The sequence below is a fragment of the Mycobacterium sp. B14F4 genome, from assembly GCF_039871645.1.
In the GTDB taxonomy this organism is placed as follows: domain Bacteria; phylum Actinomycetota; class Actinomycetes; order Mycobacteriales; family Mycobacteriaceae; genus Mycobacterium.
In genome coordinates this window covers 167,196-185,281 of record NZ_JBDPMF010000001.1, presented here as the reverse complement: position 1 = coordinate 185,281, position 18,086 = coordinate 167,196, and the positions used below count along the sequence as shown (strand labels likewise).

The following is an 18,086-nucleotide window of genomic DNA, read 5'->3' as shown; positions in this document are numbered from 1 at the left end:
CAGCGGTGACGCTCGATGTTTTCCGCGCAGTAGTTTGGACCGATGGCCGCGGTCTTTGATCCGCGCAGCTTGGCGGTGCCGATTGTGCAGGCCGGCATGGGGATGGTCGCGGGACACGAACTGGCGGCGGCCGTGTCTGAAGCTGGCGGCCTCGGGACGGTCGCTGGTGCGCGAACGAGTATCGCTGCCCGAGATAGCCGCCGCGCGCCGGCTCACCGGACGGGCGATCGCCGTCAATCTGCTGCTGCCGTTCGTCCGACCCGGCGCGTGGAGGCAGCAGCCGCGGCGGACGTCATCGTGACGTTCTGGGGCGTGCCTCGCCGGCTCGCCGCCGGCACCTGGATCCACCAGTGCGGATCGGTCGAGGAGGGCGGATGCCGTGATCGCCCAAGGCGTGGAGGCCGGCGGTCACGTCCGTGGGACCACTGGCGCGCTCGAGTTGCTCGAGCGGATTCGCTCCGCCGTGAAGATTCCGGTTCTGCTTGCCGGCGGCATCGTCGACGCCCCGGGTGTGCGGACCGCGCTCGATGCGGGCGCCGTCGCGGCCGTCGTCGGCACCCGCTTTCCGGCCAGCGAAGAAAGCCTCGCCCACGCCGAATACACACGGCGCTGCGTCGCCGCGGACGAAACCGTCCTCACCGAGTTGTTCGGACTGGGCTGGCCCAACGCACCCCACCGGGTCATTCCCCAACGCCGCAACCCGCCGCTGGTTGGGGCACGAGGACCGGGGTCCCAGCTGGATTCGGACGGCCAACCAAACCCTCAACCGCCTCACTACGGCGATGCCGCCCGCAGCGCAGGACCGGCTGCTCCAAGCCCAACCGCCACGGCTACCGTTCCTCGTACCCGAACCGCCGACGGAGGACCGACCCGAGAGCCTCGTTAACTGGCGACCCCTCTACGCAGGCGCGAACGTCGGTCGCATCGCCGACATTCGCACGGCCAGAGAGCCGATACCCATGCCGAACGAGTCGCAGACTCTCGATGAGAGCAGGAGCGTGACGTCTCCGCAACTGACGAATCGCGCTATCTCGTCGGGGTCATCTCAGGTGGTTGCGGGGTGATCCGTCGGGGCGGGTGAGGGCTGCGGTGAGGCCGGTGAGCAGGAGGTCGAGGCCACGGTCGAGCTCAGCGGCCCCGTCATACGACGCCAGCGCGGGCGCCAAGGAGCGCAGCTGGGGGAAGTCGGTAATCGGAAGCCGATGCAACCCGAGCTGTAGGACGTGATCGGTTTCTTCGGGTCGTTCGACTATCTCCTGCAGTTCGTCGAGTACGTGACCGTGCAGGTAGGCGAACAACACGCGGTAGATATGGAGAGCGTCGACGCCGGTGAATCCTGCGGAGGTGAGCAGGGTCAGGACGTCTTCAAGCGGCCGCAGCGTGCCTGGTGGCCGCTGCCCAAGGGGGGTTGCCAGGGGCCGAGTAACCAGAAGCGGCACCACATTCGGGTGTTCGAGAGCCAGCGCACGGAAGCGATGGGCGACGACCCGCAACTGGCCCGCCCAGTCGCGGTCGGTGGTGTCCACCGTGAGCTGACTCAAGACGATTTCAGCGACACCGTCGAGCACCGCGGATTTGCTCGCGACGTGCCGGTAGAGCACCGTGGTGTCACGTTCCACGGCTTCGCTGAGTCGGCGCATGGAAAACGCCTCCACACCGTCACTGTCGATGATCCTCAGCGCGGTTCGCAGTATGACCGATCGCGTGACCGGACCGCCGGCGCGGCCGGCCGCAGCGGCCGACTCGTGGGCAACCACGGGTGTTGTCGGTTTCGTCATCAGGTCATCCTCCAACGACACTGTAGACCAACAGTGTGGGTCAACACTGTTGACATGCCACTCGGTTAGGCGTCTACTGGAGATCTAGCACCGGAAATCAGAGGCGTCCCCATGATCGTCATCATCGGATCGATCGTTTTGCTCGCCGCTGTAATCGTCGGGATTGTCGGGGTTCTCGGCAACGCCGGTTCCGCGCACTCGTTGACAGAGAGCTTCGCTGTGTTCGGCTATCACGTCACCGGGTCGACGGGCACGCTCTTTCTGTTCGGCATCGTCGTCGGAGCGGTGGCCATGCTGGGGATGAGCGCGCTGTTGGCCGGTGCCCGCCGCGCCGCTAGCCGCGGCCAAGACGCACGCCGCGAACTCGCACGGTCCCGACGCGAAACGGCCTTCCTGAACCGGGACCTCGCCATCCTGCACGACCATCAGGACACCGGTAATGAGTCCGGCTCAACGACGAACGCGACGGACGCTGAGCCGCACACCTCCGCCGCCTGGGTTCAGCCGGGCCGGACTCAGGATCGGTCTTTCCGTCCCTGGGCACGGCTCCGGCGCCCGGCCGCCCACGTTCGACGCGATGCAACCAGGTAGCACTCTCACAGGTAGCACTCTCACGTCGAGTACCTGTCCCCGTTCGCTCTGCAGTCACAACAACAAAAGGAACGCCGCATGAGTATTGGCAAGAAGCTCGCCAACAAGACCGAATCGGTCAAGGGCGCCACCAAGAAGTACTTCGGCCGCGCCACCGGCAACACCCGGCTACGCACTGAAGGACGCCTGGAGCAGGCCAAGGGCAACACCAAACAGGTTGGGGCGAAGGCCAAAGACATCTTCAAGCGCTGACCGCTTTACACCACCAATAAGGAATCAGGTAACACTCGTGATCGTTCTCGGAATTATTCTCCTGATCGCCGGTTTTCTCCTCGACATCTCGATCTTGTGGACCATCGGCATCATCCTCCTCATCGTTGGCATTGTCCTGACCGTGATGGGATCGATGGGTCACGCCGTCGGCGGCCGTCGCACCTATTACTAACTCACAATCCATTCCTCAACGCCCACAACTCAATTCGAGCCCATCTACTCTCTCGACCAACTCTAGGAGTCACTATGACCACCAGTACCATCATTCTGATCGCGGCCGTCGTGGTCGTCGCAATTCTGCTCATCGCCGCAGTCGTGTGGGTTACGCGGAACAAGCGCACCCAGCACCATCGCGTCGAGGCCGGCGAAATCCGCGACAAAGCCACCGAACACGCCCATCAGGCGGGGCAACGGGAGGCGCTCGCCGAGGAGACCGCCGCCAAAGCCCGCGCCGCTCAGGCCGAAGCCGACGCCAAGGCAGCGCACGCGACCGGCCTGCAGCACCAAGCACAGATGCGTCACAGTGATGCGGCCACTGCGCGCGACGAAGTGAACCAGGAGTTCGACCGCGCCAACAAGATCGACCCGGACGCGCACGACGACGCCACCACAAACGCGGAGACCCCAACCCGTGAATCGGCTCGAGACGCGTCCACCTCGTACAAGCAGGGCCCACCAGCGATGCCCCGGGCCAGGTAGTCCACCCAGAACGGCAGCGGCGGCCGGGTGCTGATTCATCCGGCCGGTTAGGAGCGAACCAATGTTCGACCAGGCCTCATCCTTCACCGCGACCGAGATCGTCCAGAACAGCATCTTCGAACGATTCGCCCGAGCCGGCTACGTCGTGAGCGGCCTGTTGCACCTCACTATCGGCTATCTCGCCATCCGAATCGCCTTGGGCAGTAACGTCGGCGACGCTGATCAATCCGGCGCGCTCTCGGCAGTGGCGGCCCAACCCGGCGGCATCGTCGCACTCTGGATCGCCACCCTCGCGTTCCTGGTGATGGCGCTTTGGCGGCTAGTCGAAACAGCGGTAGGCCGTTCGACCGACCCGAAATCGCAACGCGCAGCATCGGAAATCCTCGATCGGGCGAAGGCCTTCGCGCTCGCGGTCGTCTATTTCGCGCTCGCGTACTCGACATTCGGATTCGCCCGTGGCGCCGGGAAATCCACCGGTGTACAGAACTCCGGGATGAGCGCCCGCCTGATGCAGACCGGCGTCGGCACCATAGCACTCATAGCCGCCGGACTGGTCATCGTCGCGGTAGGCGGCTATCACGTCTACAAGGGAGCCCGCAAGAGCTTCCTCGACGACCTGAAGGGCAAGTCAAGTGACATGGTGCGGCGACTGGGCACAATGGGTTATGTCGCCAAAGGCCTGGCCATCGCAGGCGCCGGAGTACTCGTCATCGTCGCCGTCAGTCGTACAGACCCGAACCAGGCAACCGGGATTGACGGCGCCCTCAAGACATTAGGGGCCCAACCCTACGGAGCTGCGATGTTGATCGCGGCGGGCCTGGGCATCATCACCTACGGTTTCTACAGCTTCGCCATGGCCCGATACACCAAGATGTAGGCCGTGCCACGCGAACACGATCACCTCTGAGAAAGCAGGAAAAAAGAATGCACAGTCGTCTCGACAGCTTGTGGTACGCAATACAGCATCCGCTGGGGCCGTCACGGGAACTGGGCACATACGAAAACCATCAGGAAAGCGTGGACAAACTCATCCGCGAGATGACCATACGAACCCATCCCGACGATTAGACGTCGGCTCGAATTAGCCGGGGCCTCAGGCGTTCCGGTGTGATCTTGACATCCGCGGAGAGGTCGTCGACCAGCACGTCCGCGTAGCCGGCCAAGCCTGCGGCGTCGATGCCGTATCGCCCCGTGTCGTCGACGGCAAGGGCGGCCGATGCACGGCGAAGTACGGCCACCGCCCCCTGTTATTGCCGCGCTGGACATGGGTGATGCCGACCGCGACCTGGGCAAGTGCTTGCCACAGTGTCTTTTCGTCGTCCGGACCGTTCTTCCACGCGGCCTCGAGCACTTCGTGTGCGTTGAATGCCAGGCCCCGGTCCAGCAGATCCTGGGCGAAGGTCAACGCATCGCCCGCAGACATCTCGAGGTCGTGCAGAATGCGCGGAATGCCTCGCTGCCCTGCGGAAGCGGTCGACCGAGCGCGTCGGGGACGACGGCTTTGTGGCCTGCCGAATTCGTCGCGATCACGCTCAGTCACGCGCTCATCATGGCATCGCCGGCGATTCACCCGGCGAGCGGGAGCACGCTGATCATCCCCGCGAAGAGGGCTGCAACATCGCCTGCGGGACAACCGATCCGCCAGCTGCGCAGGGCTCAGAACTGGGCGCAGAAGTCGGCGATCAGCGCGTTGACCTCATCGGCCAGCTCGATCTGCGGGAAATGGCCGGCCCCGGGCAGCGTTACGACGGTGGCCCGGGGCACGTGGGCAAGCACGAGGTCGATCCAGGCTGAATTCTGGCCTGGTTTGAGCGATACGCGCTCGCGTGCCGCGTCGAGTGTCGTGCTCTGGATCGCGAGCAGTGGGACACGGACCGAGTCGAGGGCGCTCTCCACCTCGGCGGCATCCCAGCCGGCCAGGTTGGTCAGCAGGTTCCTGCCAATCGCCGCGGGAAAGTCGAGGGCCCGATGGATGATCGCCTCGGCGAGAGCGGGGTCGCTCGAAGAGACGAACATCGATTCGAAGAACTGCCGCATGAATCGCGAGTAGCCGTCCCCGGCGAGTTCGTCGGCCATGGCCCGCTCGGCGGCCGCGGGATCACCCTCGCCGATTCGGCTGCCGTCGATGAGTATCAACCCGGACACGGCGCCGGGCTCCACCCGGTTCGCCTCCAGAACTACCCGACATCCCATGCTGTGGCCCACGAGGATCGCCGGCGGCAACGTCAGCTCCGTCAGGCCTCGGGCCAGCGCCGCGCCGTAGCCCTCGATGGTGCAGTCCGTCGGTGTGCCTGGGCTGGAACCATGTCCAGGTAGCTCACATACGACGACGGTGGTCCTTGTCGCGAACGAGCCGACCTGGGCCTGCCAGTTCGTCGCATCGCAAGCGAGCCCGTGCACGAAGACCAAGGGCGGGCCACCGGTGCCGGCTCTGGACATTCGCATGCTCGGAGCTCCTATTGCTGCGGGTGGAGCTGTCCAGTCTCCCCGACGTGGCGTGTCTTTTGCATGGATCTGGCACAGCGGCGTCTTCCCACGCTCGCATCGCAGTCATCCACCCTGGTCGCGGCTCGGATGTTGTTACCATCGCGCGGTGTCCGGCTCCCCTACGCCACCCGCGCACAGCGGACCGCGATCGCGACGTGAAGTCCGCAAAGATGCCATGTTCATACCGGTTCGTGGTCATTGTGGTGGCGGACGGTCAGACAGCGTTGCGGCTGCACGCTCCGGCCATGGAAAAGCGTTGCGATGCAATGGCTTCGAAGCACCGATCTGTGCTGGGTACGCACCGTACCGCCGTCTCCGGACACTCACGACTGTGTGCGCGAACGAGGTCCTCGCCCCCGATTTCGGCCAGTGGGATCCGGACAGATCGAGGTGACGAAGCGGCTCGCGCTGCCCCTCGCCTTCGCCTTCACCGTCATGGCGGATCCGGTGTCTTCGGTCGCGTACGCGATCGAGGCTGCACTGCGGTCCCTGCACGGCGATCTTCGCAGCCTCGTCCCCACCATGGCGGCCGTCATCGCGATCATCGCCGTGATCTCGGCGACCTATCACGAGTTGATCAAGCGTTTCCCGAACGGGGGCGGCGGCCCGGAAGCGATCGCTCGTGCCTTCGGCGAGGGGTGGGCGTTCATCCCCTTGGGGGCGCTGCTGGTCGACTTCACCCTCACGGTGGCGGTCAGCTGTGCCGCCGGAGCGTCGGCGTTGATCGCGTACCTGCCGGAGCTGGAAGAGTTCCGCACTCCGATCGGACTGGCCCTTGTCGTGCTCGTCGCAGGCGGTGTCCTGCTGGGTCAAGCGGGCCGGGTCGTGTTCGCCACCGCCACGGTCGCGTTCATCGCATTGTCGGTGTGCGTGCTCGTCTCAGGGCTCATCGGCTCGCCGGCGCCCGGGCCGGCCGCGGTCCCTGCGGTCGTCGGTGAGACGCCGTTGCTGGCCGCTGCCGGACTCGGCCCGACACTGCTCGCCATCCCGCTCGGGATGGCTTTGGCAACAGGGGTGGAGTCCCCGTCGAACGCGATTGCCCAGCTGCCGCAACTCGACGATCGCGGGAGGCGGCGAGTCGGGCGCCTGACACTGTGGTTGATGGTGGGGATCGTGGGCACGTTGACGATCGGGTTCTCGATGCTGGCTGTCCATCTCGGCACGGATCTGCCTCCCGCGGATTCCACCCTGATCGCAGAGGTGGCGCGCCACAGCACTGGAGGAGGCTGGCTGTTCGTCGCCTTCCAGGCGAGCAGCGCCCTGCTGCTGCTGGCCGCCGCCGCCTCCTCCTACCTGGCGGGATCGGGTGTACTCAAGGCCTTGGCGACGATCGGCAAGGACGGCGGCGAGGGGTTGGTGCCGAGCCGTTTCCGGCGCCTGAACCGCTTCCTGATTCCGGAATGGGGCGTGGCATTGGTGCTGGTGGCCGCGGCAATGCTCGTCGCAGCCAGTGGGCGTGAGCAGCGCCTCGTTGGGTTCTATGCGGTGGCCGTCTTCGCCAGCTTTCTTGCTGCGACCGTTGCGTGCGCCCGTCTGTCCTATCGGGACGGCCGGCGAACCGCGCTGGTACTCAACATCGTCGGGTCGGTGCTCGTGGCAATCGTCCTCGCGATCAACGCAACTCGCCTCGACGGCGTGATCGCCCTGGTCGCCTCGGCCGCAGTGGCGGCCTATCTGTGGCGAGTCTGGGTGCTGCGTGGCCGACCCCGCGGGGTGGCGGGCGCCGGCGCCCAGTAGGCGAACCGAATCGAGCGTCTTGGAGTTTTCCGCGCAAGCCCGGGATGCGGCCTACTGTTGCCGTACCCGACGCCAAATGCAGAGCTGGAGGTGCGCCGTGGGTGAGCGAGTCGACGCTTCCGCACTGGCGCACGGCCGCGGAGATGAAGTGCAGCGCAGGCTTCACCGCTGCGTTGCCGCACTGAAAAGCATGATCGACGGAGGGTGGTTCGTCGGCGACGAACACACCGTGGGCATGGAGGTGGAACTCAATCTCGTCGACCCGTTGGGCAGACCACGGTTGGTCAACGACGCGGTCCTGGCACGGCTCGAGCGGACCGACATGCAGCACGAGCTCGGCCAGTTCAATGTCGAACTCAACGTGGCCCCGCGCAGGCTCGTCGGCCAGGTCCTGCGACACACCGAAGCAGAGCTGGTCGAGGTCCTCGAAATCAGCCGGGCCCGGATCGAATGCCTCGGCACGCGGATCGTCGCCGTCGGCATGCTGCCGACCCTCGGCGCCGAGCACCTGACCGTCGAACGGATCTCGGCCAACCCGCGCTACGCGTTGATGAATCGCCGCATGCGCGCCGCTCGGCACCGGCCCTTCAACGTGAGCGTGATCGACTCGTGCGAGCCGTTGGAATTCACAACGGACTCGGTGGCCCCCGAAGCCGCCGCCACCAGCCTGCAGCTACACCTACGAGTACCGCCCGACCGGTTCGCCCACTACTACAACGCCGCGCAGATGATCGCCGGTGCCCAAGTTGCGGTGGCGGCCAATGCGCCGTTCCTGCTCACTCGCCTGGCTTGGCAGGAAACCCGAATCACGTTGCTGGAACAGCTCCTCGACACCCGGCGCCCCAGGGAGGTCAAGGCCAATGCACCATCGAGGGTGAGGCTCGGCGACCGCTGGATCAGCGGCCCGGTGGAACTGTTCGACGACCTGGTTCGGCTCTACCCGCCGATGTTCCCCATCCTCACGGATGAGGATCCCGACGCCATGCTGGAAGCGGGACACGCTCCCGCGCTGCGCGAGCTGAGACTGCACAACGGCAGCGTATGGCGCTGGAACCGTCCCGTATACGACGTACAGGACGGCCACCCGCACTTTCGGATCGAGAACCGGGTGCTGCCAAGTGGACCGACAGCGATCGACATGGTGGCCAACGCTGCGTTCTACTACGGCCTGGTGCGTGCGCTCGTCGACCACGAGCCCTTCCCGTGGCGAGCGGTGCCGTTCGCGGCCGCCGAGCGGGATCTGCATCGCGCCGCGCGCGACGGACTGGCGGCACGGCTCTACTGGCAGGGCGAAGAGCACTCCGTCGACAAGCTCACTCGCGACGTGCTCCTACCGGCCGCTGCTGCCGGTCTCGATTCCTGGGGCGTCGACGGAACGGACCGCGATCGATACCTGGGTGTCATCGAAGACCGAGTGCGAACCGGCCGTACCGGCGCTGCCTGGCAGACCGCGACGGTATGCCGCCTCGAGAATCGCGGACTTGGACGGATCGCGGCACTGCGCGAGATGACCCGGCGATACGTCGAGCACGCACGCACCGACGCCCCGGTGCACGAGTGGCCTCTGCCCTGACGATGACTTGGTGTGCACCGATTGGCGGCGCCCAATCAATGGTGTGGCTTGATCCACCGCCACTGCGTCGACCACCAACGCTGCGCGTCGGGCAGCGCATCTGCGACCGCCTGCACCACGCCCGGCCAGTTCCATTCGTCGTAATCGTCGCCGGACAACCAGCCCCCGCCTTGCACCTTGGGCGCCCAGGCCGCGATATCGGCGCAGACGCTCGGATAGTCGTGACGGGCGTCGATGTGAATCCAGGCGAAGGACTCGTCGGCGAACAACTGAGCCGCCGCCACGGAATCGCTGATGACCAGTTGAACAGAGTCGGCGAAACCGCAGGCGATCACGTTGCGGTGCAACAGTCCCGCGAAGGTTCCACCGCCGTGCTGGACGGCGGGGCCGTGTGCATTGGAGCGCTGGGGCCCCTCCGGCCCGCTGCCGCGCGCGGTGTCGACGCCGATAATCGCGATGCCACGGCCGGCATCCCGCACCGCCTCGGCCAACGAACAGATGCTCTTGCCCAGATAACAACCGACCTCTGCGAAGCGAGCGCCGTCCCCGAAGTGCGCCACGGCTTCTTGCTGAGCCGACCTCCACTGGAACCACCCAGGGATGTCCTGCCACCGGCGTACCGGCTCGTCGAAGCCGGACATCGCGCGTGATCTACCGGTCATGGCGCTCCTCGGTGTCGTCCGTGATCGAGATCTGCTTCCAGAATGCGGATTGACCGACTCGACCATTTCTACCCACACGACTGGACCCAACGGTTCGCTCGAGTGCGGCGCGATAGTTTGGACCGATGGCCGCGGTTCTTGATCTGCGTAGCTTGGCGGTGCCGGTTGTTCAGGCCGGCATGGGTCTCATCTCGGGACACGAACTGGCGGCGGCCGTATCCGAGGCCGGTGGGTTGGGGACGATCGCTGGTGCGCGAACGGATATCGCTGCCGAGATAGCCGCCGCGCGCGGGCTCACCGGACGGCCGATCGCCGTCAATCTGCTGCTGCCGTTCGTCCGACCGGGTGATGTGGAGGCGGCCGCCGCCGCGGACGTCATCGTGACGTTCTGGGGCGCGCCTCGCCGGCTTGCCGCCACCACCTGGATTCACCAGTGCGGATCGGTCGAGGAGGCCAAGGCCGCGGCTTGGGCCGGGGCCGACGCCGTGATCGCCCAGGGAGTCGAGTCGGGCGGCCACGTGCGCGGGACGACTCCGTCGCTGGAGTTGCTCGAACAGATTCGCGGCGCTGTCGATGTCCCGGTTCTCGTCGCCGGCGGCATCGTCGACGCGCAGGGTGTGCGGGCCGCGTTGGATGCCGGCGCCGTCGCGGCGGTCGTCGGCACCCGCTTTCTGGTCAGCGAAGAGAGCCTCGCCCACGCTGAATACAAACGGCGGTGCGTTCGCGCCGAGGAAACAGTCCTCACGGAGTTGTTCGGACTGGGCTGGCCCCATGCTCCGCACCGCGTGATCCACAACGCCGCAACCCGCCGATGGTTGGGCCACGAGGACCGAGGGCCGGGCTGGATTCGCATGGTCAACCAGACGTTCACCGGCCTCACCACGGTGCTGCCGCCCGCGGCGCAGGATCGCCTGCTGCGGGCCCAACCGCCCCGGCTGCCGCTCCTGGTGCCCCAACCGCCGACCGAGGACGAACCCGAGAACCTGGTGGACTGGCGGCCTCTCTACGCGGGCGCCAATGTCGGTTGCATTGCCGATATTCCAACCGCGACGGAGCTTGTCCGCATCCTCACCCCGTAGTGGGCCGTGACAACCTGCGGTGAATGCGGGACGCTAACTCGATGAGCACTGTCGGCTCCGGGCTCTTTCTTCCTCCGTTCGAGGAGCTCGCCGATCCGCTGACGGTGGCGCGCCTGGCCGCCGAAGCCGAAGAAGCGGGTTGGACGGGTGTGTTCGTCTGGGACCATCTCCGCTGGTGCGAACCGATCTCGGCGATCGCCGACCCGTGGATCACGTTGGCGGCCATCGCAACTGCGACCTCGCGCATTCGGCTCGGTCCGATGGTGACGCCACTCGCCCGCCGTCGCCCGGCCAAGGTCGCGAAGGAAACCGTCTCACTGGACCGCCTCAGTGAGGGCCGCCTGACGTTCGGGGTCGGACTCGGCAGCGACGCATACGGCATCGAGTACACCAAGACCGGCGAAGAGGTCGACGACCGTAAGCGCGCGGCCATGCTCGATGAATCGCTGGAGGTGATCACCCGCGCCTGGACGGGCGACGAGGTCGTGCACCTGGGCGAGCACTACACCGTCGACGGGGTGCGCTTTCTACCGGTACCGGTCCAGCACCCCCGGATTCCGATCTGGGTGGCGGGCTTGATCCAGAACAAAAAACCGCGCCGTCGCGCCGCACGCTACGACGGTTATTTCCCGGTGTTCTTGGAGACCCCCGACCAGGCGTCCGAGGCGATGGCCGACCTCACCGCGTTAGGCGTGGACGACGATTTCGATCTCGTGGTTCCGCTGTCGCCGGGGACGGATCCGGCGCCGTATGTCGCCGCGGGGGCGACGTGGTGCGTGGTGGAATTCCCGTGGGCGTCGACGACCGTGGATCTCGTCCGGGGAGTGATCCGCGACGGACCGTGGGTCTGAGCGGCGGGGCGCCGGCCGGTCAGCCCACCTTCGATCCCTCCAGGTAATCGCCCAACCGCCAGAACAGCCGGTTGTCCAAGCACTTTCGGAGATAGGGGACGCCGGTGGTGTAGCCGGAGCCGTTGGCCTCTCCGAGCATCCGCCCGGCCAGTGAGTGATGGGTGGCCTTCCAGCGTTGGTGGCCGCCTTCGAGGGTGGTGAGGGCGGCGTCGAGGACGTCCCATTGGGCAGGGGTGAACGCGTCGTCGCGGCGGGCGTCCAGGTAGGCACGGGAGAGATCGTCGTGGTCGGCCGCCGCGTCGGCCTGCACCGCGGGCACGTTGGTGAACGCGTCCGAGAGCAGACGCTCGTCCGACGGCGCGCCGCAGGCGATTTCGAAGCGCTTGTACTCCTCGGACTGGATCGCGCTGGCGCCCTGGGTGAACTCCCGGAAGGCGTGGAAATGCTCGAGGCGCATCGTGGCGACCAGCCGGAACAACATCGCCGCCCGGGCGAAGACCTTGTTCGCGTGCTGCAGGTGGGACACCGCATCGGTGATGCGGCCGTTGCGAAGAGTCGTCGTCGCCGTGCGCAGATCCGCTGCCAGGGTCGTGAAGACCATCTCGTGCGCCTGCAGGGCCCGCATGAAGAAGTACTCGTCGTGGGCGGTGTACACGGGCTGGACGGTCATGCCGAACCAGTCGCCGGCGGTCGTCGCGGGAGAGGCCGGCAGGGTTTCCAGGACCGCGGCGAGGTCCAGATCACCTGTGCCGTCCACGTAGCTCGCCACGAACCGCAGCGCATGGGTGATGCGCTTGCGCGACGTCGCCGCGTCCGGCCGGTCGCTGGTGCGTACCTCGGTCTCGAACCGGATGACGTCGGCCATCAACAGCGCCGACATGCGCTCCGGGTCGAGGCCGGAGAGCGGGTCGTCGCAGATCCTCTCCAGCAGCGGCAGTGCCAGGTATGTGCGGTTGTAGTAACGGCCTTCGAACTTGTCGAGGATGCCGTCGAGGAAGGCGTCGAGGAACGGGTCGCGTGCGCCGTGTCGATGCCGGATCTCGGTCAGGCGCTTGAGGATCGGAACGGAGAGGAAGTGTTTTCCGACCGCGCGGACGTGCTCGGTGACGAGCTTGGCCAGCGTCAAGCTGTGGGGCTCGTGGGCGGACGACCAGCGATCGATCGCGTCGATGATCGGCTGATCGCGCCACAGGTCGGCCGGCGACGTCACCTCGACGTGCGGCCCGCTCTCCGGTGTGGCGACGGCGCGCCCCGCGAACGGGCACCTGCCCGCGTGGGGGGCCGGTCTCATCGTCGTGGCTGCGTGCTCGGAGGTGGCCATCTTTGCTCCTTCGGGCGGTCCTGCCGCCCTGGCGGGCTGCGCTATAGGTAGGGGCGGCGCGGGCAGTGCCGTCGCACACTTTTCGGTGGTCTTTTTCCGCGACATCAACCGCGTGGCGCGGCCCAGCGATCGCCCTGCCAGCGAGAGCGGTCCTGTGGCGCGCATGGCCTCCTGCCTTTCGTAGCGGGGAGTTGTTCGAGATCAATCTTCGAGATCAGGTAGTCGTCCCCGGAATCGCCTACAGGCGGTATTTCGCGTGCGGATCGGGAAGGGTTTTCTATCCGATCGGTAAGCAGGGCAATGCAGGACGGCCGCGGGGCGACGCGTCAGTGCATGTTGTCCTGGGTTGCGGAGTGTCTGTGATCAGAAACCGGTTGAAGCCGCAAGGTGCGGGAAGACTGTTGGCGAGCGCGATCGGCCAACGTGGTGGCTGCCGGGGAAACGAGCCGCGGCGGCGAGTGCGCGGTCACCTCATTCTGACCGTATTGATACTCGTGGCGAACCTCAACGGCATCGTTGTGGCGCTGCTGTTGGTCACCGTCGCGTTTCCGGTACCGAGCGTCTTCACCGACGCACCCGTAGGGCTGACCTTTTTCCTCGCGCTCGCGTACGTCGTCGACGCTTCTGACCAAAATTGTTGTCGGTCAACCGATCTGCGCCGTGCCGCGCACTCTGCCAACTCGCCCGCGCCCGACATCCGTTGATCCGGGCAGCGGCCCACGAGTCACAACCGAAAATCCGTTAGCGCCGAGTGTCACCGGCGGCCGGCGACCTCCAGGCGCACTGGCACATGCGTGCCGGCGCCGGTTGACCACGCCCGGGCCGGAGGATACGGCCCGGGCGGATCGGGTTAACGGCTACGACGGGACTCAGAAGTACGTCGTCGCCGTCGTGCTCGTCCCATTGTCACAGGTGATCGTGACGGTCCAGTTCCGGAACCGCGGAACAGCCGGAACGATCCTCAGGTCGTACGTGGAGTTGGCCGGCAGCGCGAAGCTGCGGTTGAAGTTCTCCGCCGTGTACGTGCACTGTGACGTCACTCCACTGCGGTCGGTGATGTGAGCCTCCAGGCCACCCACGACCGTGTTGAACGAGACCGTCGGCCCCTGCAACGGCGCCGGCGGTGGCGGCGGCTCGTTCGGCGGCGGGGGCTGGCTGGCCCCACTCGAGCAGCCCGACACGATGACCTTCGCGCCCTGCTGATTCTGCAGCTTGCTCGTGGCCTTGCTCTGGGCGGTGCCAAGCGACGGGTCAGACGCACCGGTCATTTCGCCGTAATCGTTCGACGCGGCCGCGGCGCATTCGTTCTTGGCGATGACCTGAGTGACGCAGTGGCTGGCGCCGTTGTTCTGACAGTTGGTCAGCGCGCCCTGGCCGGCCTGTTCTTGGGTGGAACTGATCGCCGAGCCTCCGGCCATCGTGACGGGGGGGTTTTCATTGACATATCCGATGGCCAGCCCGATGTACTGGTCGGCTGCATACGCGGGCGCAGGGGCGCTCACCATGCCGACGACGATCGCGGCTGCGGCCGCCACGATGGCGGCGGCGATGGTCCGGCCTCGGCAGCCGGCGCGGCCCTGATAGGTGGTTGTCATGTTCGACTCCTGTGAGTTGATAGCTGCCCGGGGGCCGCGCTCCAGGAGTTGGACGCTGCCTACAGCCCGGACAGGGTGCGGATTGGCGGACTGATCGTTCGGCCTTTCGTTGCGGGTGTTGTATTCGTGCCTGCTGAGTATTCGCCCCTTACATCGCTTGTTCTACCCGTTTGGCAATATCGCCGTCGGCAAACGGCCGGCGTAGGGGCCCGGAGCCGATAGCCGCCCCTACTTCGATGCACCCGAATGGTTAACCAGTTACTTGACTTTTCGCTGATCGATCGCAATAGTTAAGTATGTGCCTAACCAATCCGGGTCTAACGAGGTCGGTCGCGTTTTTCACGCACTCGCCGACCCGACCCGTCGGGCGATCGTGGAACGGCTCGTTCACAGGCCAGCGCCGGTCAAGGCGCTGGCCGAGCCGCTGGCGATGTCACTGCCTGCGGTGATGCAGCACCTGACGGTGCTGGAAGGAGCTGGCGTCATCGTCACCGAGAAAGTCGGCCGAGTGCGCAGCTGCCGGATCGAACCGACGGCCCTGCGTGAGGCCGAACGCTGGCTCAGCGCCCAACGCACGGAATGGGAACGGCAGCTCGATCAACTCGACGACTACCTGAAGGGAACGTGATCATCGAAGTAACACACTCGACATTCACGCTGGAACGCCACTACCCGGCCTCGGTCGAGCGGGTGTTCGAGGCGTGGGCGGATCCGGAGGCGCGCAAGCGCTGGATGGCTCAGGGAGCAGAGCACTCCCAGAACTTCGTGGTCGGTGGCCTCGAGACCGTCAGAGGGATCGACGGACAGGGCCGCCCGTTGACCTACGAGGCGCGGTACGCCGAGATCGTGCCCAACGAAAGGATTCTCACGACGTCCACACTGCATACCGCAGACCGGCTGTCGACCGTCTCGGTCACCAGTGTCGAGTTCCGTGCGGACGGAACTGGCACCCTGCTGGTGCTGACCGAGCACGGCGTGTATCTCCCCGGCCAGGAACAACCTGCTTGGCGTGAGCACGGCACCGCCCAGCAACTGGACACCCTGGCCGCTGAGTTCGCCGAAACCACTGCGACAGAGGAGAACTGATGATGACTCACGTTGATTACGTACTGGCAGTGGTCGCGGTGAGCGACATCGAGGCGGGCAGGTCCTGGTACACAAGACTTTTCGGCCGCGAACCTGACAACAATCCGATGCCGAACCTGGTCGAATGGCAGGTCACCGAAGGCGGCTGGGTGCAGGTGACCGAGGATCGCCTGCGCGCCGGCAACGGGATGCTCAACCTGGCGGTGTCCGACATCGAGGAAGGCGCTCGCGAACTCCGTGAGATGGGTCTTGGGAATGGCGAGATCATTGATGCCAATAAGGGCGTACGACTCTTTGCGCTCGCCGATCCTGATCACAACATGATTCAGCTGGTCGGCAATTTCCGAGTGAAGTATTGACCACGGGAACGTCGCGCGGCTCTGGTGCGGACACGTAGGTGTCCGCACCGCGTGAGCCGGCCACCCGTCTCGCCCCCTCAGGAACGACCTAGGTCAACAAAGAAGGGCCGCATCTCTGCGGCCCTCTTTGTGGAGCTGCCGGGAATCGAGCCCGCGACGAAACCCCAGGTGAGCTGCGGAAACCCTGAGTTCCAATACGCGAAACAACGTAGAATGACGCAACGCACCTGCGGGTACGCGACAGGTGTTGACGGCGTCAACACGTAGTCGCGCCTTCCCAATTCGATTTCCGGGGTTTGCGGATCAGGTAGCCGCTTGCGCCGTCACGTGTTGCCGTCGATCTTTATGACCCCGGCGCTTGATCGAATGGTGATTGGTCTTGGTTGCAGCCGGTACCTAGGGGCGGCAGCAGGCCGGAAAACAGGTAATCGCGTTTGACGCGTTCTGCGCAGGTGCTCGCGACATACATACTGGTATGTCCTGAGCCCTCTGTTACCACCACTCGGGCCTCATACAACTGGGCTGCACCGGCATATGCGCCCGCCAGCGGAGTGGCGGGGTCGTTTCTCGTGTTCAGCACCAGAATCGGCGCGGAAGTGCGCCGGTTCCAGGGACCCGTATGGCGGTCGGCGTCGTGGCCGCGCCAGAACGCGCACGGCATCACGTCGAAGACCGAGATGCGGCCGAAGTCCGGTGACGCCGCATCCGCCGCCAGCGCCGCTCGGCTGTACGCGGCGAGGTCGGTCGGCACAGTGCTGTCACTGCACTGGATCGCGTCGTACGCCTCCTCACGATTGCTCAAGTACAACCTGTCGACATCAGCCGGGGGCGGATCACTGCCCGTTATCGCGTCGATGAGTTCTGGTGCTGCGGTGCCAGTGTCGGAGAATTGCTGCAGCAGCTCGGCGAGTTGAGGGTAAGTGGACGGCTTCGGCAGTGTCGCGGCCGCCATCTCCGGGTAGGTCCACGCGTGGCCGTAGACGAGAACAGGTGACGTGCGCGAACGTTCGACCAGCGCCGCCCACTTGGTTCTGGGATCGCCTTCGGAGAACGCGCAGCGTTGGCCGGCCGCGGAACAGTCCCGCAAGAACTCGTCGAACGCCGCGGACGTGCCGGTCACGACATCTTGTCGGGCGTTGAGCGGGACAGTATCCCCCTCGGCGCCGTGACCGTTGACGTTGCCTTCGAAGTCGATCGAGCCGTCCAATGCCATCGCACGGACGCGACCCGGGAAGAGGTTGGCGTAGATCGCGCCCAGCTGGGTGCCGTAGGAGATGCCATGATATGTCAACGACGAATCGCCAACCGCGCGACGTAACAATTCGAGATCGCGTGCTGCGTTCGCAGACGAGACGTGATTCAGGATCGGGCCGGCCTGCTGCCCACAGCGGTCGGCCAAGTTTTTTGACCAGTCGAAAAGTTCCTGCTCTCCGCCGGCATCCATGGGAAGGCCCGGACTAGGCACGAGAACCTGCCACTGCTCGGCTGCGTCGGAAAAACAGCGCACCGCGGCGCTGCGCGCTACCCCCCGCTGATCCCAAGACACGAGGTCGAATCGCGATCGCAGTTCCTCTGAGAACAACCAGGGCCACCTCGCACGTCCGCGCAGCCGGTCAACGCCGGACTGACCGGGACCCCCGAAATTGATGAACAACGTTCCGATCCGGTTGTGTGTATCGGTCGCGGGCAGTTTGATCACCGCTAGTTGAATCTGCTCGTCGCGCGGCCTGTTGTAGTCCAACGGGACTTCCGCTTTCCCGCAGACGAATCCGTCACCGCAGTCGGCCCAGCCCAAAGTGGGCGTACCGGCACCTTCGGTCAGCTGATCGATGTAGGGGTCGGCTGCCCCAGGATCGGCGACCGTCGGCGAAAACGCGCCCAACGGAACGGCACTGAGCACGACCACCAAGGCCAGGAATGCCAAGCGAAGCCACGACCGGGCCGCCGTCGGCTCCGCCCAGATCGACATGCTGGCAGAACGTTGCGGTGAAGTCG

19 protein-coding genes and 3 pseudogenes are annotated in these 18,086 nt (G+C 65.7%); 15 read left to right on the top strand and 7 right to left on the bottom strand.

Annotated elements, in window-relative coordinates; all coding sequences use genetic code 11:
• Positions 1 to 42 precede the first annotated feature (42 nt).
• Together ABGB19_RS00905 and ABGB19_RS00900 are read left to right on the top strand one after the other, a co-directional pair.
• Positions 43 to 128: pseudogene (locus ABGB19_RS00905) on the top strand (hypothetical protein); the annotation flags it as partial.
• A gap of 38 nt (positions 129 to 166) precedes the next feature.
• Positions 167 to 301 carry a hypothetical protein gene (locus ABGB19_RS00900; protein ID WP_347684745.1) on the top strand — a complete coding sequence of 45 codons (135 nt, stop codon included), beginning with the start codon at positions 167 to 169 and terminating at the stop codon, positions 299 to 301.
• Positions 302 to 1,040: 739 nt separating this feature from the next.
• Here ABGB19_RS00900 and ABGB19_RS00895 read toward each other — a convergent pair.
• Positions 1,041 to 1,778, bottom strand: a complete 738-nt coding sequence (locus tag ABGB19_RS00895) for a TetR/AcrR family transcriptional regulator C-terminal domain-containing protein (protein WP_347684648.1) — start codon at positions 1,776 to 1,778, stop codon at positions 1,041 to 1,043.
• Between the two features lie 111 nt (positions 1,779 to 1,889).
• Between ABGB19_RS00895 and ABGB19_RS00890 the strand changes: the two genes are divergently transcribed.
• The 5 genes from ABGB19_RS00890 to ABGB19_RS00870 all read left to right on the top strand — a co-directional run bounded on the left by ABGB19_RS00890 (position 1,890) and on the right by ABGB19_RS00870 (position 4,218).
• A complete protein-coding gene (locus ABGB19_RS00890) occupies positions 1,890 to 2,369 on the top strand; it encodes a hypothetical protein (RefSeq protein WP_347683033.1) in 480 nt (159 codons plus the stop codon).
• A 78-nt stretch (positions 2,370 to 2,447) separates the two neighbouring features.
• Positions 2,448 to 2,621: a CsbD family protein gene (locus ABGB19_RS00885; RefSeq protein WP_347683031.1), complete on the top strand. Its 174-nt coding sequence runs from the start codon at positions 2,448 to 2,450 to the stop codon at positions 2,619 to 2,621.
• A gap of 37 nt (positions 2,622 to 2,658) precedes the next feature.
• Positions 2,659 to 2,814 (top strand): DUF6131 family protein, encoded by a 156-nt coding sequence (locus tag ABGB19_RS00880; protein WP_347683029.1) that lies wholly within the window; start codon positions 2,659 to 2,661, stop codon positions 2,812 to 2,814.
• A 74-nt stretch (positions 2,815 to 2,888) separates the two neighbouring features.
• Positions 2,889 to 3,341, top strand: a complete 453-nt coding sequence (locus ABGB19_RS00875; protein WP_347683028.1) for a hypothetical protein — start codon at positions 2,889 to 2,891, stop codon at positions 3,339 to 3,341.
• Between the two features lie 61 nt (positions 3,342 to 3,402).
• Positions 3,403 to 4,218 (top strand): DUF1206 domain-containing protein, encoded by an 816-nt coding sequence (locus ABGB19_RS00870; protein WP_347683027.1) that lies wholly within the window; start codon positions 3,403 to 3,405, stop codon positions 4,216 to 4,218.
• Positions 4,219 to 4,405: 187 nt separating this feature from the next.
• Here the strand turns inward: ABGB19_RS00870 and ABGB19_RS00865 are convergent.
• Positions 4,406 to 4,881 (bottom strand): annotated as a pseudogene (locus ABGB19_RS00865) (DUF309 domain-containing protein).
• Between the two features lie 116 nt (positions 4,882 to 4,997).
• A complete protein-coding gene (locus ABGB19_RS00860; RefSeq protein WP_347683025.1) occupies positions 4,998 to 5,786 on the bottom strand; it encodes an alpha/beta hydrolase in 789 nt (262 codons plus the stop codon).
• A gap of 411 nt (positions 5,787 to 6,197) precedes the next feature.
• Between ABGB19_RS00860 and ABGB19_RS00855 the strand changes: the two genes are divergently transcribed.
• Positions 6,198 to 7,565 (top strand): amino acid permease, encoded by a 1,368-nt coding sequence (locus ABGB19_RS00855; protein ID WP_347683023.1) that lies wholly within the window; start codon positions 6,198 to 6,200, stop codon positions 7,563 to 7,565.
• A 190-nt stretch (positions 7,566 to 7,755) separates the two neighbouring features.
• Positions 7,756 to 9,138 (top strand): glutamate-cysteine ligase family protein, encoded by a 1,383-nt coding sequence (locus ABGB19_RS00850; RefSeq protein WP_347683021.1) that lies wholly within the window; start codon positions 7,756 to 7,758, stop codon positions 9,136 to 9,138.
• 35 nt (positions 9,139 to 9,173) lie between these two features.
• On the opposite strand, the gene ABGB19_RS00845 is transcribed toward ABGB19_RS00850, so the two are convergent.
• Complete coding sequence (locus ABGB19_RS00845; protein ID WP_347683019.1) at positions 9,174 to 9,800, bottom strand: class I SAM-dependent methyltransferase; 627 nt, start codon at positions 9,798 to 9,800, stop codon at positions 9,174 to 9,176.
• A 125-nt stretch (positions 9,801 to 9,925) separates the two neighbouring features.
• Between ABGB19_RS00845 and ABGB19_RS00840 the strand changes: the two genes are divergently transcribed.
• Both ABGB19_RS00840 and ABGB19_RS00835 read left to right on the top strand, forming a co-directional pair.
• The gene (locus ABGB19_RS00840) at positions 9,926 to 10,879 is read left to right on the top strand and encodes a nitronate monooxygenase (protein WP_347683017.1); all 954 of its coding nucleotides are present in this window, start codon (positions 9,926 to 9,928) and stop codon (positions 10,877 to 10,879) included.
• A 41-nt stretch (positions 10,880 to 10,920) separates the two neighbouring features.
• Complete coding sequence (locus ABGB19_RS00835) at positions 10,921 to 11,730, top strand: LLM class flavin-dependent oxidoreductase (protein WP_347683015.1); 810 nt, start codon at positions 10,921 to 10,923, stop codon at positions 11,728 to 11,730.
• 19 nt (positions 11,731 to 11,749) lie between these two features.
• On the opposite strand, the gene ABGB19_RS00830 is transcribed toward ABGB19_RS00835, so the two are convergent.
• Entirely contained in the window at positions 11,750 to 13,051 is a 1,302-nt protein-coding gene (locus ABGB19_RS00830; RefSeq protein ID WP_347683013.1) for a tryptophan 2,3-dioxygenase family protein, read from the bottom strand.
• Positions 13,052 to 13,497: 446 nt separating this feature from the next.
• Here ABGB19_RS00830 and ABGB19_RS00825 point away from each other — a divergent pair.
• Positions 13,498 to 13,662 (top strand): annotated as a pseudogene (locus ABGB19_RS00825) (hypothetical protein); the annotation flags it as partial.
• A gap of 258 nt (positions 13,663 to 13,920) precedes the next feature.
• On the opposite strand, the gene ABGB19_RS00820 reads toward ABGB19_RS00825, so the two are convergent.
• A complete protein-coding gene (locus ABGB19_RS00820) occupies positions 13,921 to 14,646 on the bottom strand; it encodes a DUF4189 domain-containing protein (RefSeq protein WP_347683011.1) in 726 nt (241 codons plus the stop codon).
• Positions 14,647 to 14,944: 298 nt separating this feature from the next.
• Between ABGB19_RS00820 and ABGB19_RS00815 the strand changes: the two genes are divergently transcribed.
• From ABGB19_RS00815 to ABGB19_RS00805, 3 genes are read left to right on the top strand one after another with little or no spacing between them, the layout of a single operon-like run.
• On the top strand, positions 14,945 to 15,274 hold the full coding sequence (locus tag ABGB19_RS00815) for a metalloregulator ArsR/SmtB family transcription factor (RefSeq protein WP_347683009.1): 330 nt from the start codon (positions 14,945 to 14,947) through the stop codon (positions 15,272 to 15,274).
• Positions 15,271 to 15,732, top strand: coding sequence for an SRPBCC family protein (locus ABGB19_RS00810; protein ID WP_347683007.1), 462 nt, complete (start codon positions 15,271 to 15,273; stop codon positions 15,730 to 15,732). The genes ABGB19_RS00815 and ABGB19_RS00810 overlap by 4 nt, the downstream gene beginning before the upstream one ends.
• Before the next feature lie 2 nt (positions 15,733 to 15,734).
• Positions 15,735 to 16,091 carry a VOC family protein gene (locus tag ABGB19_RS00805; protein WP_347684646.1) on the top strand — a complete coding sequence of 119 codons (357 nt, stop codon included), beginning with the start codon at positions 15,735 to 15,737 and terminating at the stop codon, positions 16,089 to 16,091.
• 343 nt (positions 16,092 to 16,434) lie between these two features.
• On the opposite strand, the gene ABGB19_RS00800 is transcribed toward ABGB19_RS00805, so the two are convergent.
• Complete coding sequence (locus ABGB19_RS00800) at positions 16,435 to 18,060, bottom strand: alpha/beta fold hydrolase (protein WP_347683005.1); 1,626 nt, start codon at positions 18,058 to 18,060, stop codon at positions 16,435 to 16,437.
• Between the last annotated feature and the right edge of the window lie 26 nt (positions 18,061 to 18,086).